The organism is Empedobacter stercoris, from assembly GCF_025244765.1.
Classification (GTDB): domain Bacteria; phylum Bacteroidota; class Bacteroidia; order Flavobacteriales; family Weeksellaceae; genus Empedobacter; species Empedobacter stercoris.
This window is the reverse complement of record NZ_CP104209.1, coordinates 2,610,701-2,624,851: the sequence shown is the minus strand read 5'-3', so window position 1 is coordinate 2,624,851 and position 14,151 is coordinate 2,610,701. Positions and strand designations below refer to the sequence as shown.

13 protein-coding genes are annotated in these 14,151 nt (G+C 32.7%); 3 read left to right on the top strand and 10 right to left on the bottom strand.

The window, feature by feature from the left end:
- Positions 1 to 45: 45 nt before the first annotated feature.
- Positions 46 to 1,494 (bottom strand): T9SS type A sorting domain-containing protein, encoded by a 1,449-nt coding sequence (locus NZD85_RS12455; protein ID WP_260542086.1) that lies wholly within the window; start codon positions 1,492 to 1,494, stop codon positions 46 to 48.
- Positions 1,495 to 1,693: 199 nt separating this feature from the next.
- Between NZD85_RS12455 and NZD85_RS12450 the strand changes: the two genes are divergently transcribed.
- The 3 genes from NZD85_RS12450 to NZD85_RS12440 are packed head-to-tail and all read left to right on the top strand — an operon-like array spanning position 1,694 to position 3,855.
- Positions 1,694 to 2,353 (top strand): TatD family hydrolase, encoded by a 660-nt coding sequence (locus NZD85_RS12450; protein ID WP_260542084.1) that lies wholly within the window; start codon positions 1,694 to 1,696, stop codon positions 2,351 to 2,353.
- 11 nt (positions 2,354 to 2,364) lie between these two features.
- Positions 2,365 to 3,087 carry a tRNA threonylcarbamoyladenosine dehydratase gene (locus NZD85_RS12445; protein ID WP_171621934.1) on the top strand — a complete coding sequence of 241 codons (723 nt, stop codon included), beginning with the start codon at positions 2,365 to 2,367 and terminating at the stop codon, positions 3,085 to 3,087.
- A 60-nt stretch (positions 3,088 to 3,147) separates the two neighbouring features.
- A complete protein-coding gene (locus NZD85_RS12440; protein WP_225541128.1) occupies positions 3,148 to 3,855 on the top strand; it encodes a hypothetical protein in 708 nt (235 codons plus the stop codon).
- A gap of 182 nt (positions 3,856 to 4,037) precedes the next feature.
- On the opposite strand, the gene carB is transcribed toward NZD85_RS12440, so the two are convergent.
- From carB to NZD85_RS12395, 9 genes are all read right to left on the bottom strand, one after another.
- Positions 4,038 to 7,265 carry a carbamoyl-phosphate synthase (glutamine-hydrolyzing) large subunit gene (gene carB, locus NZD85_RS12435; protein WP_260542082.1) on the bottom strand — a complete coding sequence of 1,076 codons (3,228 nt, stop codon included), beginning with the start codon at positions 7,263 to 7,265 and terminating at the stop codon, positions 4,038 to 4,040.
- A gap of 77 nt (positions 7,266 to 7,342) precedes the next feature.
- Positions 7,343 to 7,723 carry a GxxExxY protein gene (locus tag NZD85_RS12430; protein WP_262903637.1) on the bottom strand — a complete coding sequence of 127 codons (381 nt, stop codon included), beginning with the start codon at positions 7,721 to 7,723 and terminating at the stop codon, positions 7,343 to 7,345.
- A gap of 190 nt (positions 7,724 to 7,913) precedes the next feature.
- Entirely contained in the window at positions 7,914 to 8,999 is a 1,086-nt protein-coding gene (carA, locus tag NZD85_RS12425; RefSeq protein ID WP_260542080.1) for a glutamine-hydrolyzing carbamoyl-phosphate synthase small subunit, read from the bottom strand.
- The gene (locus tag NZD85_RS12420) at positions 8,992 to 10,128 is read right to left on the bottom strand and encodes an aspartate aminotransferase family protein (RefSeq protein WP_260542078.1); all 1,137 of its coding nucleotides are present in this window, start codon (positions 10,126 to 10,128) and stop codon (positions 8,992 to 8,994) included. The genes carA and NZD85_RS12420 overlap by 8 nt, the downstream gene beginning before the upstream one ends.
- A gap of 27 nt (positions 10,129 to 10,155) precedes the next feature.
- Positions 10,156 to 10,518: a four helix bundle protein gene (locus NZD85_RS12415; protein ID WP_171621929.1), complete on the bottom strand. Its 363-nt coding sequence runs from the start codon at positions 10,516 to 10,518 to the stop codon at positions 10,156 to 10,158.
- Positions 10,519 to 10,552: 34 nt separating this feature from the next.
- Positions 10,553 to 11,539, bottom strand: coding sequence for an N-acetyl-gamma-glutamyl-phosphate reductase (argC, locus tag NZD85_RS12410; protein WP_171621928.1), 987 nt, complete (start codon positions 11,537 to 11,539; stop codon positions 10,553 to 10,555).
- An 83-nt stretch (positions 11,540 to 11,622) separates the two neighbouring features.
- The gene (argG, locus tag NZD85_RS12405; protein ID WP_225541122.1) at positions 11,623 to 12,804 is read right to left on the bottom strand and encodes an argininosuccinate synthase; all 1,182 of its coding nucleotides are present in this window, start codon (positions 12,802 to 12,804) and stop codon (positions 11,623 to 11,625) included.
- Positions 12,805 to 12,811: 7 nt separating this feature from the next.
- The gene (locus tag NZD85_RS12400) at positions 12,812 to 13,264 is read right to left on the bottom strand and encodes an arginine repressor (protein WP_171621926.1); all 453 of its coding nucleotides are present in this window, start codon (positions 13,262 to 13,264) and stop codon (positions 12,812 to 12,814) included.
- A gap of 70 nt (positions 13,265 to 13,334) precedes the next feature.
- Complete coding sequence (locus NZD85_RS12395) at positions 13,335 to 13,913, bottom strand: GNAT family N-acetyltransferase (RefSeq protein ID WP_171621925.1); 579 nt, start codon at positions 13,911 to 13,913, stop codon at positions 13,335 to 13,337.
- Positions 13,914 to 14,151: the final 238 nt, after the last annotated feature.

Here is a 14,151-nt window from a genome sequence, read left to right as displayed (position 1 = left end):
ACTTTTTGGGGGCAGTGTAATATTTAGGCCTTTTTTTTCTATAATTTATTTTTTAATAAACTTCAAATTTTTAGTTCCTTCGTTTGTAGAAACAGAAATAATATATACTCCTTTGGTAAAAGATGAAACATCTATTTCTTTCATTTTTTTATTATTAATTGGAATTATTCGTCCATTAATATCATAAATTTTATAATCTAACACTTTCGCATTTGATTGTATATGTAGTAACTTCTCTGTTATTGTTGGATAAATTTTAAGATTAAGCTCTTTGGATGTATACTCCTGAATACCCAAATTTTGAAAATTCAGTACTGGATAATTATCATTTAATCCATTAACTATTCGCCAAGGTTTATCAGAATTTGAAGCATTTAATATCTCAGCGAAAGTTTCATTTTTCATTACAGAAGTTGTATTTCCAGTAATATCAACCAACATACCTTCCATCTCTAAAACTCCAACCGCATCAATAGTGGAAACTGTCTTGTCAAAATGTGCATTTTTAAACTCTGCATTCCCTACCATTCCAGCAAAAGAACCTACAGCTATTGGTGAAGCAACATTACCTACAGCATAAGAATTTTCTACATTCAAAGCAAATTGCGCATATCCTACAAAACCACCAGCTCTTTCTAACTCTGCTTCTACCTCAGAAATAGAATAAGAATCTTTAATCGTATTCATTCTATTAGGGCCAAAAGCCATTGTTGTGAAACCTACAAATCCTCCGATAATATATCCTCCTACAACTTTTCCTTTTGCAAAAGAATTTGTTATTGTAGATTTATCCCATAAATTCCCTGTAAATCCTCCTACTTGATTAAATCCTTCTACGTAGCCTTCAAAAGAAGAATTATTAACAAAAGAATCTGTTAATACACTTCCCGCAAAACCACCAATATTATAAGAAGTTGTAATAATTTCTGCATTTGTTACATGACAGTTATCCACAAGACTATTTGTAGAAAGGTTACCAACAAAACAACCAGCTGTATCTTTTGCTCTAACCTTAATATTGTCTATTTTTAAATCTTTGAAAGTTGCTTTGAAAGCTTGTCCAAAAAAACCAACAAAATCTCCAGTTGGTCTGTTAATTAAAACATTCTTGATTGTATGATTATTTCCTAATACAGTTCCTGAAAAAGGCTTTTGATACCCATAACCAATAGAAGTCCACAAATGTTTTCCTACATCGATATCATTAGAAATAATAATCGTTTTTCCCAAGAAATCATTTCCATCATATACCAACTTAGCTAAACCAGCAAGCTGTTCCGCATTACTCAAAGTAAAAGATGTTGAAGTGGAATTGTACCAACTAACATCTGTAAAGTCTATCCATTCAGTAGTAGGAAAATTTTCAGTTCCTTTATTTGTTAACTCTTTTTGAATTGATGATTCAAGTAAATTAGGTGCTTTTCCAGTTTGTCCAAATAAAGGTACACCAGTCATAAGTGCAGTTAAGAAAATTGTAAATAGTGTTTTTTTCATATTTTGTGATTCAAACACAAATATATTATTATTTAAAACTTTAACAACTATAAAACTAAATAATAACTCCATTTATTTTAAGTAATTACAATCACTTACAGAACTAATTATAAACAACATATAAAACTAAATTTATTTTAAATCTAAATTTCATAATCATACAGATATACTTAATTTTGTAATTATTATAGCAATAAACATGTTTCTCAACGCGCATACACATCATCTATCTAACGATTCAACGGTTTTAGAATTGTACAATCAATTTCCGAATAAGCTGAATAATGGCGTAAAGCTATTTTCTATTGGAATTCATCCAGCTTATATCAAAACCTCATCAATAGAAGAAGAAATAAGACTTATTAAACAAAATCTTTCAAATAAAAATTGTTTAGCAATCGGAGAAATTGGCTTAGATAAATTGTGCGAAACAGATTTTAAGTTACAAATCGAGGTTTTTGAACAACAATTAAAGATTGCGGAAGAATTTAAAATTCCTGTGATTATACATTCGGTTCGTGCTTATCAAGAAATCTTACAGATTCGCAAAAAAATGAAATTAACGATTCCGTTTATGTTTCATGGTTTCAACAAGAACGAACAATTACTCCATCAGATTTTGGTGCAAAATTGTTTTGTATCTTTTGGTAAAAATCTTCTTTCTAACAAAAACTTACAAATTATATTTGCAAAAATTTCTGCAAATCAATTCTTTTTAGAAAATGATGCAAGCGAAATTCCGATAAAAGAAATTTATGCATTTGCAGCAAATTTGAGAAAAATAACAATCGAAGAATTACAACTTCAACAAGCAGAAAATTGGAAAACGATTTTCGGTTACGAAGTTCAATCAAAATAAAATACATTTCAATGGCAGTTTGGCAAGAAAGAGCTGAATTATTATTCAAAAAAGAAGGTTTAGAAAACCTTAAAAATTCTAACGTTTTAGTCGTAGGTTTAGGAGGTGTTGGCTCTTTTGCCGCAGAATTTATTGCACGTGCAGGCGTTGGTAAAATGACAATTGTGGATGGCGATACAATAGATATTACAAATATTAACCGTCAATTACCCGCTTTACATTCGACAATTGGACAACATAAAGTAGATATTGTTGGTGATCGTTTGATGGATATTAATCCTGAATTAGACTTAACACGTATCAACGAATTTTTGAGTCCAGAACGTACACACGAAATCGTTACACCCGATTTTGATTATGTCTTAGACTGTATCGACTCTGTTACCCCAAAAATTAATTTAATCTTAGCTGCAAAACGCAAAAAAGTGAAAGTAATTAGTAATATGGGTGCAGGAGGAAAATATTTGGCAAGTAAAGTTCAGGTGCGTGATATTAGTAAAACAGATGTTTGTCCTTTGGCAAAAAATGTACGAAAACGATTAAAAAAAGAAGGCATTAATAAAGGTGTAAAAGCTGTTTTTTCAACAGAAGTTCCTGATGAATTATCGGTAAAATTGACGGATGGTAAAAACTATAAAAAATCTTTTTATGGAACCAATTCGTGGATGCCTGGTTTATTCGGGTTGCATGCTGCTGAAACAGTGATTCGACATCTATTAAAAAATGATAAATAATTAACTACTTTCTTAAAGATTTAAGTAATTTAGTTGCAAATTAACAAAGAGACTAAAAAAATGAAAATCAATTACGATTATATCACATACGAAGATGTTTTGAGAGCACGTCAATTTATGTACGAGCAGGCGTTGGAGCAGAATGCGACTAATTCGTTGTTGAATACGGCGAGAGATTTATTTGGAAATAGTAATTTCGAGATGTGTATCAAAGTTTGTGAAGGTTTATTGGATGCAAAAGACCCAAAACAATTATATGACGCAAAAAAATTGATTGCTTTATCCTATTATAGCTTACAAGATTTTGAAAATGCTGACAATGCTTTCTTTGATTTAGCTCAGAATTCAGATAACTCAGACGATTGGTTTAATGTTGTCATTTCTGCAGCTTTAAATAAAAACATCGAACGTAGTCAAGAATGTTTCGGAATTGCATTAGAAAAATACACAAAATTTGGTCATCAACGCAATATGCCTTCTGTACAATTGATGTTGCATTACATGATTACATTAGAAACTGTAAAAGAATATGCATTGGCTTTAGAACAATGTAAAATGTTGGTGCAAGTGTATGCTAAATTGAAAAAAACAGACGAAAAATTCTTAAGCTCTCGCGGATTAGAACAAATCGAAAACTTTTTAGAAACGGCTAAACCAGTTCTGAAAAAAGCGAAAAAGAAAGAATTAACGGAAATCAAGAAAGAATTATTAGAAGCTCTTGATGCAAACGGCGTAGAAAAAGTAGAAGCTTTTTTTGCTGAGTTTTAAGAAAATTTAATTTCTACATATTTTAAAATCCACTTTGAGAGAAGTGGATTTTTTGTATGGATAAATATTGTAAATTAGTCAAAAGAGTATTGAAGCGGAAAAACGAAAAAGTTCACACTAATAACAAATAAAAAGCCTCGCAATTGCGAGGCTTTGAACTTATAACTTAATACTTAAACGTATTACTTATTTCTGTATTCATTCCAAGTTTTGATTTTTAAATCATCCATTGTTAGGGTTGTAAATGCATTGATGAAAGCTGAAGCTAAACGTGCATTTGTAACCAATGGAATGTTAAAATCTACTGCTGTACGACGAATTTGATAATCATTATCTAATTCCACTTTTGTTAAGTTTTTCGGAATGTTGATTACCATATCAATTTTCTTATCGTGGATGTAAGACATTACATTTGGTTCTTTTTTATCAGATGGCCAATACACTAATGTTGAATAGACATCATTATCCATAAAGAATTTATGTGTTCCTTCTGTTGCGTAAATTTTATATCCTTTTGCAATTAATTGTTTCGCAGGTCCTAATAAAGCAACCTTAGATTCAATTGGTCCACCAGAAATCAATACTGTTTTCTCTGGAATTTCATATCCTACAGATAACATCGATTTTAATAATGCCTCTTCAGCTGTATCTCCAATACATCCAACCTCACCTGTAGACGACATATCCACTGATAATACGGGATCGGCACCAGCTAAACGTGTAAATGAGAATTGAGAAGCTTTAACTCCTACGTAATCTAAATCGTAAACTAATTCTGAGTGTCCTTTTTCTACTTCTAATCCTAATAATACTTTTGTTGCTTTTTCGATTAAGTTATTTCCTGCCACTTTCGATACAAATGGGAACGAACGAGAAGCACGAATATTCGTTTCAATTACACGAACTGTATTATTCTTCGATAAAAACTGAAGATTCATTGGACCAGAAATCTCGAAACGTTTTGCGATTTTCGCCGCAACTTTACGCATTTGACGAATTGTTTCGATGTATACTTTTTGAGGTGGATAATACATTGTCGCATCACCAGAGTGTACTCCCGCAAATTCCACATGTTCAGAAATCGCATAGTCAATAATTTCTCCGTTTTGACAAACTGCATCCAATTCGATTTCTTTTGCTCCTTGTACGAATTCAGAAACGACAACTGGATAATCCGGAGAAACTTCTTTCGCTAATTTCAAGAAAGCATCTAATTCTTCCGTATTTGATACGACGTTCATCGCAGCACCTGATAATACATAAGAAGGACGAATTAAAACTGGGAATCCTACTTCATCCACAAAGTGATGAACTGCTTCTAAAGAAGAAAGTTCTTTCCAACGTGGCTGATCAATTCCTAATTCATCTAAGATTTCAGAGAATTTGTGACGATTTTCTGCATCATCAATACGTAAAGGAGAAGTTCCTAAAACATTGATTTTTTCGTCGTACAATTTCATTGCTAAATTGTTTGGAATTTGACCTCCTGTCGAAATAATTGTTCCTTCAGGTTGCTCAAAATCCAAGATATCCATTACACGTTCAAACGATAATTCTTCGAAGTATAAACGGTCTGACTCATCATAATCCGTCGAAACAGTTTCTGGATTATAATTGATAATAATCGTTTTGTAACCATTTTTAGCTGCTGTTTGTGCTGCATTTACACAACACCAATCAAATTCTACAGAAGATCCGATGCGGTAAACACCAGAACCTAAAATACAAACTGCTTTTTCTGTTTCAGTTTCGATATCATTTTCAGTTCCGTGGTATGTTACATATAAATAATTTGTTTGCGCTGGGAATTCTGCTGCTAACGTATCAATTTGTTTTACAACAGGAATAATTCCGAAGTTTTTACGTAATTCACGAACGGTTAATTCATTTCTGTGTACATTCACATTTCCTTTAACTAAAACAGCGATTTGTTGATCTGAGAAACCTGCTAATTTTGCTTTTTTCACTAAATCAGCATCCACCTGTTCAAAACGTTCTAAGACTTCAAACTCTTTCGAAATGTTGAAAATTCTTTCTAAACGTTGTAAGAACCATAAATCAATTTTCGTTAAATCATGAATTTTCTCGATTGAATATCCAGCTTTGAACGCTTCTGTGATCGCATATAAACGCTCATCATTTGGCTCAGCTAACCATGTATCTAATGATTCTCCTTCTGGAATTGTAAATGAATTTGCGACAAATCCTCTGTGTCCGATGTCTAACATACGAACTCCTTTCTGAATTGCTTCTTCGAAAGAACGTCCGATTGCCATTACTTCACCAACCGATTTCATTGCAGAACCAATGTTACGACGAACACCGTAGAATTTATTTAAATCCCAACGAGGTAATTTCACTACACAATAATCTAATGCCGGTTCGAACATCGCAGATGTAGTTTGCGTTACGCTATTTTTTAATTCATCTAATGAGTAACCTAATGCTAATTTTGCTGCAACGAAAGCCAAAGGATATCCAGTTGCTTTAGAAGCTAAAGCAGAAGATCGAGATAAACGAGCATTCACTTCAATTACACGGTATTCTTCCGAAACAGGATCGAAAGCATATTGAATGTTACATTCTCCAACTACACCAAGGTGGCGAATAGTACGAATGGCAACTTCACGTAATTTATGGTATTCTGAATTTGTTAATGTTTGAGATGGAGCGATAACAATCGATTCACCTGTATGAACTCCAATCGGGTCAAAGTTTTCCATATTACAAACCGTAATACAGTTATCATACGCATCACGTACAACTTCGTACTCAATTTCTTTCCATCCTTTTAAAGATTCTTCCACTAAAACTTGAGAAGAATAATTGAATGCTTTATCAACTAATTCTAATAATTCTTCTTCATTGTTTGCGAAACCAGAACCTAAACCACCTAAAGCGTATGCTGCACGAATGATTAATGGAAAACCGATACGTTTACCCGCTGCCATCGCATCTTCTATTGTCTCAACAGCTTCCGAACGAGCAGTTAAAACGCCAATTTGGTCTAATTTTTCGATAAAAATATCACGGTCTTCTGTTGCTTCAATCACAGGAATTTGTGTTCCTAAAACTTCAACACCGTATTTTTCGAAAATATTCTCTTTATTTAATTCAACCGCACAGTTTAAAGCTGTTTGTCCTCCAAAGGCAACTAAAACTCCGTCTGGTTTTTCTTTTTGAATTACTTTTTCTACGAAATATGGAGTTACAGGTAAGAAGTAAACTTCGTCTGCAATTCCTTCAGAAGTTTGAACAGTTGCAATATTTGGATTAATTAAAACTGTTTTGATTCCTTCTTCTTTTAACGCTTTTAACGCTTGCGAACCAGAATAATCAAACTCTCCAGCTTGACCAATTTTTAGTGCTCCTGATCCTAATACTAATACTTTTTTTATATGTGATTTCATTATTTTTTTGTTTTGTTGTTTAATCTAATTAATTCTTAACCGCAGAGATCACAAAGATTTCGCAAAGAATTTGAAGTTTAAAGTTGATTTACTACCCTTTTCAATCCGTCTTTTAAACGAAAAGTATTAAAATTCATTAACAAACCTAATTTATAATTTCCCAATTTGAGATAGGTTAGAGTTTGCGCCAAATGAACGTTATTTAATCCCTCAACCGCTTTTATTTCTATCACAATTTTATTTTCAACCAATAAATCAATTCTATAACCACAATTCAACTTTACTTCTTTAAAAACCAAAGGCATTGGCTTTTCTTTTTCTACATACAGACCATTTTGATTTAATTCATAATAAAGACACTCTTTATATGCACTTTCTAAAAGTCCTGGTCCAAGAGCTGAATGTACATTGATTGCACATCCTATGATTTTAGTTGCTATTTCATTTTCTATGATCATACTCTTGAATATCAAAGTTTTCTTCTGTTATTATTGATCTACAATCTAATTTAACCAATTTTTATGACAGAGAACTCAAATATTACGTAAAGAATAAGTGATTAAAATCTCTTATATTTTTATTAATCTCTACTCTTTGCTCTCTGCGTAATCTTAGCTTCTTTGCGGTTAAATAAATTGATTAACTAAATTAATTTACACTTTTATATTTTTTTACTTCTTCAATAAATTCATCAAATAAATATTCTGTATCGACTGGTCCTCCCATAGCTTCTGGGTGGAATTGAACGGTGAAGAATGGTTTTGATTCGTGGCGAATTCCTTCACAAGTTCCATCATTTAAGTTCGTAAAGAATGTTTTGAATCCTTCTGGTAATTTCGAATCATCTACTGCGAAACCGTGGTTTTGAGATGTAATAAAACATCTTTTTGTTCCAACTAATTGTACCGGCTGATTATGCGAACGGTGTCCATATTTTAATTTGAAAGTAGACGCACCAGCAGCTAAACTTACCAATTGGTTTCCTAAACAAATTCCAAAAATTGGCTTATCTTCTTTCAAAGATTCTTTGATATGATTAATGGTAGCAACACACATCGATGGATCTCCAGGACCATTTGAGATAAATAAACCATCATACTCTAATGTTGAATAATCATAATCCCAAGGTACTCGAATAACCTCAACACCACGATCTACAAAACAACGAATGATGTTATTTTTCACCCCACAATCTACTAAAACAATTTTCACTTCAGCTCCTTCGTTGTAACGAATCACTTCTTTACATGATACTTGATCCACTAAATTATCTAAATCTGGATTGTAAAATTCTACATCTGTATCTGCAACAATCTTTCCTAAAGTAGAACCTTGATCACGTAATTTTTTTGTAATCATACGTGTATCAACACCGTAAATACCTGGGATATTTTGGCTTTCTAACCAAGCGCCTAATTTTTGGATAGCGTTCCAATGCGAATAATCATCTGCATAATAAGAAACAACTAAACCAGTAACTTGAATTTTATTTGATTCCATCCAAGTTTCGATTGATTCGATCATCGCTTTATCATCAGGAACACCATAATTTCCGATCATTGGAGCTGTCATCACCATAATCTGCCCTTTGTATGAAGGGTCAGTTAAACTTTCATTGTACCCAACCAAAGCTGTGTTAAATACTACTTCTCCTGCGGCAGAAGTATATGCACCGAAAGATTTTCCTTCGATTTCTAATCCGTCTTGGAATACTAATTTTACTATCTTATCCATTGATGATAATGTTAATTTCAGTTTCTAATGCTGATATGAATTTATCTACGTATTGTGTTGTAATTGTAAGTGGAGGCAATAAACGAATAACATTTGTACCTGCATAACCTACAAAAATATTGTGTTTTGTTAATAAGTTATTTTTTAACGCTGCAATTGGAAAATCAAATTCGATTCCTATCATTGAGCCACGACCACGAACCTCTTTGATTTTTGGAAATTTGTTTAATTGAATTCCGATATAATTTCCAATTTCTTTAGCATTGTCAATTAAGTTTTCTTGTTCGATTACATCTAACACTGCAACAGCAGCAGCACAAGCTAAATGATTTCCTCCGAAAGTTGTTCCTAATAAACCATAAGACGCTTTGAATTCTGGTGAAATTAAAACTCCTCCGATTGGAAATCCATTCCCCATTCCTTTTGCCATTGTGATCAAATCTGCTTTGATGTCAGAATGTTGATGTGCGAAAAATTTCCCCGAACGACCATATCCACATTGTACTTCGTCAGCGATCAAAATAACGCCGTTTTCTGTACAAACATTTCTTAATTCTTGAACGAATTCATCTGATGGTAAAATAATTCCACCAACTCCTTGTATAGGTTCGTAAATAATAGCAGCAACATCTCCTCCAGCAATAATCTCTTTAATAGCATCAATATTATAATCTACAAAAGAAACTTTGTGATGCGCATTAAAAGGCGCTACAATTTTTGGATTATCTGTTAAAGCAACAGATCCAGATGTACGTCCATGAAAAGCACCGTTAAACGCAATGATGCGATCTTTTCCTGTATGAAAAGAAGCTAATTTAGCTGCATTTTCGTTTGCTTCAGCTCCAGAATTACATAAGAATAATGTATAATCTTCATATCCTGATAAACGTCCTAATTTCTCTGCTAATTCTGTTTGAATTGGAATTTGAACTGAGTTAGAGTAAAATCCAATATTGTTTACTTGTTCTGTAATTTTTTGCACATAATGCGGGTGTGCATGACCAATAGAGATCACTGCGTGACCACCATATAAGTCTAAATATTCTTTTCCGTTTTCGTCCCAAAGGATACAATCTTTGGCTTTAACCGGAGTTACATTCATTAATGGATATACGTCGAATAGTTTCATTTTTGTTTAAGGTTTACGTTTAACGGTTTACGCTAAACGATTATTAATTGTTTTAATAAAAGCTAATAACATCGCTTTTACTTTTTCAACTTCATCTTCAAGTTCTTTAAATATTTCTTCTGTTATCAATTTCAAATCTTTTGATAGAATCAATAAATAAAGCGTTTCATTTGTAGAACCTAAAGAGATATGAAGGAATCGTAAAAAATCTTTATCCGAATTTCTACCACAACCTTCTGCTATATTATTCGGGATAGATACACAAGCTCTTCTTAATTGAGAGGTTAGATTAAACATTTCGGATTTAGGAAATTCAGAAGTTATCTCATAAACTTTCAAAGTAAGTTGATGAAATTCGTTCCAAACTTTTATGTTCCTAAAATCTTGCATATCATTTACCGTTAAACTTTTAGACTTAAGCGTCTTAAAACGCTACCGTTTTTAGATTAAGTCCTAAATTTTCTTCCCAACCGAACATCAAGTTCATATTTTCTACAGCTTGTCCAGAAGCACCTTTTGTAAGGTTATCGATAATAGAAGTTATCAATAATACATCGTCTTGTTTCTGGATATGTAAAAAACATTTGTTGGTATTTACGACTTGTTTCAATGCAATTGGCGCGTTAGAAACAAACGTAAAAGGTTCGTTTTTGTAATATTCGTTAAAAATATTTTTTGCTTCTTCTTCTGACAAATCAGATTTAAGATAAACACCAGCTAAAATTCCGCGCGCAAAATCACCTCGCATTGGTAAGAAATAAACTTTGTTATTGAAATCTTTTTCTAATTGATTCAATGTTTGATAAATTTCTCCTTCGTGTTGATGTGTAAACTCTTTGTAAAAAGAAACATTATTATTTCGCCAGCTAAAATGCGTCGAAGCCGACAAACTTTGCCCAGCTCCTGTAGATCCTGTTACCGCATTAATGTGAATATCATTTTTGATTTCATTTTTTGCAGCCAAAGGCAATAATGCTAATTGAATAGCTGTTGCAAAACAACCAGGATTTGCTATGTTTTGAGCAGTTTTGATTGCTTCGCGGTCCAATTCTGGTAAACCGTAAACAAACGTCCTATCTTCGAAAATATGGTTCGCATTTAATCGAAAATCATTACTCAAATCAATAATTTTTGTTTGAGCTGAATAGGTATTATTCTTTAAAAACTCTGCTGATTTTCCGTGACCCAGGCATAAAAAAACGACATCAGCATTTTCGTCTATTTTATCCGAAAATACGATGTCAGTTTCTCCAAACAAATCGTCGTGTACTTTGGTAACGGGGTTGCCTGCATTTGATGTGCTGTACACAGACGAAATAGTAACCATCGGATGATGAATTAATATTCTTAGCAATTCGCCTGCAGTGTATCCAGCACCTCCTACAATGCTTACGTTAATTTTGTTTGACATTTGATATTTTTTGCGCGTGTTTATTGTAATTTAATATTGAAATAAAGTGGATTCAATTTAATGAACCCACTTTAACGAATCAATTAATCGAAACTATGAACAATCTTTAATTGATTACCGAATATTTTGATGAAACCTCTTGCATCTCTCGAATCCCAAGCATCGTTTTCTTCACCATAAACAGCAACTTTAGATTGCATCATATCATAAGGAGACTCGATACCAATCATTGAGAAATGGTAAGGATTTAATTGAACTTTTACTTTACCTGTAACTTTTTCTTGTGAAGATTCTAAGAATGCTTCGATGTCACGCATTACAGGATCTAAATATTGTGCTTCGTGCAATAAAGTTCCGTACCAGTTAGATAAAGAATCTTTGTGCAACAATTGCCATCTTGTTAAGGTATGTTTTTCTAATAAATGATGAGCTTTGATCAATAGATAAGCAGCTGGAGCTTCGAAACCTACACGTCCTTTAATTCCTAAAATTGTATCTCCGACATGGATATCTCTACCGATAGCATATTCCCCACCGATTTCGTTTAATTGTTGGATCAAAGCAACTGGAGATAATTTTTTTCCATCTAAAGCAGTTGGAATCCCTTTTTCAAATTCAATTTCAATTACAGATGGTTCTGTTCTTGATAATTGAGTTGGATAAGCTTCTTCTGGTAATGCTTGGTTAGATGTTAATGTTTCTACACCACCAACAGATGTTCCCCAAATTCCTCTGTTAATAGAGTATTTTGCTTGTTCCCAACTATAATTTACACCATTTGCTTGTAAATATTCTACTTCTTGTTGACGAGATAATTTTTCGTCGCGAATAGGTGTGATAATTTTTGATTGAGGTGAAATAACTGCAAAAGCCACATCAAAACGAATTTGATCATTTCCTGCTCCTGTAGAGCCATGTACAATGTATTCTGCTTCTACATCTTTTGCATACTGAGCAATAGCAATTGATTGGAACATACGTTCTGCGCTCACAGATAAAGGATATGTGTTATTTTTTAATACATTTCCATAAATTAAAAAACGGACACAATCGTTGTAATACTTATCTGTAATATCAATTGTTACGTGTTTAGATGAACCTAATTCGTAGGCACGAGTTTCGATTTCTTTTAACTCTTCTTCAGAAAACCCACCAGTATTTACAATTACGGTGTGCACTTCCATTCCTTGATCTTTTGTTAAGTTAACCAAACAGTACGATGTATCTAGACCTCCACTGTAAGCTAAAACTGCTTTGTTGCTCATTGTTTGTTTATTTGTTTATATTGGGAATAATTCTTCTTAATTCATTGGTAACCTCTTCTCGGCTACTCTCTTCTTTCAATACGATCAACACCGTATCGTCTCCAGCAATTGTTCCAATTATTGTATTGAAATGTGTGTTATCTATCTCAAAAGCAATTCTGTTTGCATAACCTGGCTTTGTTTTAATAACCCCTAAATTGTTAGAGAAAATCAAACTTGTTTTTTCGTTATGTGTAACCGTTGCTGTTGGAGCAACACTTTCTGTAAGGCGATAAATGTATTGTCCCGAACTATTAGGAACTTTTGAAACTTTCAATTCGCGCAAATCTCTGGATAAAGTTGCTTGAGTAACTGAGATATCTAAATCGATTAATTTTTTTAATAATTCGTCTTGATTACTGATTTCTTGATCTGTTATTAAATCTTTTATAATCTGGAATCTGTATTTTTTATTACTCATTTTGAATATTTATTCGAAATTTTATGCAAATATACTCATTTTAGACAAAAAAAAACCTTAGTCCGTATATTTATTCATCTTCTTTTTTATCCGCATTTTGTTTTGCTTGCTGAGCATATTTGTCATCAAGGTTATCATAAACCAATCCTGTACAAATACAGCGCTCGCGATCATTATCCATTAAGATGTGATAGTTTTTACAACTTTTACATCCATTCCAAAATTCATCCGATTGTGTTAATTCCGAAAAAGTTACTGGCTTGTATCCTAATTTTGTGTTCATACGCATTACAGCTAAAGAAGTTGTAATACTAAAGATTTTTGATTTTGGGAATTTTGTACGAGACAATTCAAAAACTGCATGTTTTATTTCGCGCCCAATTCCTGAACTCCTTAAATCTGTACGTACAATTAAACCTGAGTTTACAACGAATTTTTCTTCTTCGTAAGTTTCAATGTAGCTAAACCCCGCGATTTGATCATTATCATCAAAAGCGATCACAGCATTTCCGTTGCGCATTTTGCGCTCCAAATAAACTGGATTTCGTTTAGCAATACCCGTTTTTCTCATACGAGCTGATTCTTCGTACCATTCGCACAACAATTCTGTGTACTTGGCATCGTCTGCATTTGCTATTCTAACATACATAATTTAAGGGAAAGTTGATTAATGATAAAAAATCGAGAAAAGATGACCAGTTGTCATCACACTTAAGTAAAATATGAGAACCAATTGGCTTGCTTTCTATCAGAAAGCTTCTCTCATAATTGAGAAGAATAATTTCAGTAATTTCTTCCATTAATCAATAAGATATTCAGTTATTATACTGAGATGCAAAGTTAAATATTATATTTTTGTAACACCAAAAAAAAGCAAACAAAATTTA

Excerpts from the sequence above, each read along its gene's own strand:
- NZD85_RS12455 (WP_260542086.1), bottom strand. The coding sequence starts at position 1,494 with ATGAAAAAAACACTATTTACAATTTTCTTAACTGCACTTATGACTGGT.
- NZD85_RS12450 (WP_260542084.1), top strand. The coding sequence starts at position 1,694 with ATGTTTCTCAACGCGCATACACATCATCTATCTAACGATTCAACGGTT.
- NZD85_RS12445 (WP_171621934.1), top strand. The coding sequence starts at position 2,365 with ATGGCAGTTTGGCAAGAAAGAGCTGAATTATTATTCAAAAAAGAAGGT.
- NZD85_RS12440 (WP_225541128.1), top strand. The coding sequence starts at position 3,148 with ATGAAAATCAATTACGATTATATCACATACGAAGATGTTTTGAGAGCA.
- carB (WP_260542082.1), bottom strand. The coding sequence starts at position 7,265 with ATGAAATCACATATAAAAAAAGTATTAGTATTAGGATCAGGAGCACTA.
- NZD85_RS12430 (WP_262903637.1), bottom strand. The coding sequence starts at position 7,723 with ATGATCATAGAAAATGAAATAGCAACTAAAATCATAGGATGTGCAATC.
- carA (WP_260542080.1), bottom strand. The coding sequence starts at position 8,999 with ATGGATAAGATAGTAAAATTAGTATTCCAAGACGGATTAGAAATCGAA.
- NZD85_RS12420 (WP_260542078.1), bottom strand. The coding sequence starts at position 10,128 with ATGAAACTATTCGACGTATATCCATTAATGAATGTAACTCCGGTTAAA.
- NZD85_RS12415 (WP_171621929.1), bottom strand. The coding sequence starts at position 10,518 with ATGCAAGATTTTAGGAACATAAAAGTTTGGAACGAATTTCATCAACTT.
- argC (WP_171621928.1), bottom strand. The coding sequence starts at position 11,539 with ATGTCAAACAAAATTAACGTAAGCATTGTAGGAGGTGCTGGATACACT.
- argG (WP_225541122.1), bottom strand. The coding sequence starts at position 12,804 with ATGAGCAACAAAGCAGTTTTAGCTTACAGTGGAGGTCTAGATACATCG.
- NZD85_RS12400 (WP_171621926.1), bottom strand. The coding sequence starts at position 13,264 with ATGAGTAATAAAAAATACAGATTCCAGATTATAAAAGATTTAATAACA.
- NZD85_RS12395 (WP_171621925.1), bottom strand. The coding sequence starts at position 13,913 with ATGTATGTTAGAATAGCAAATGCAGACGATGCCAAGTACACAGAATTG.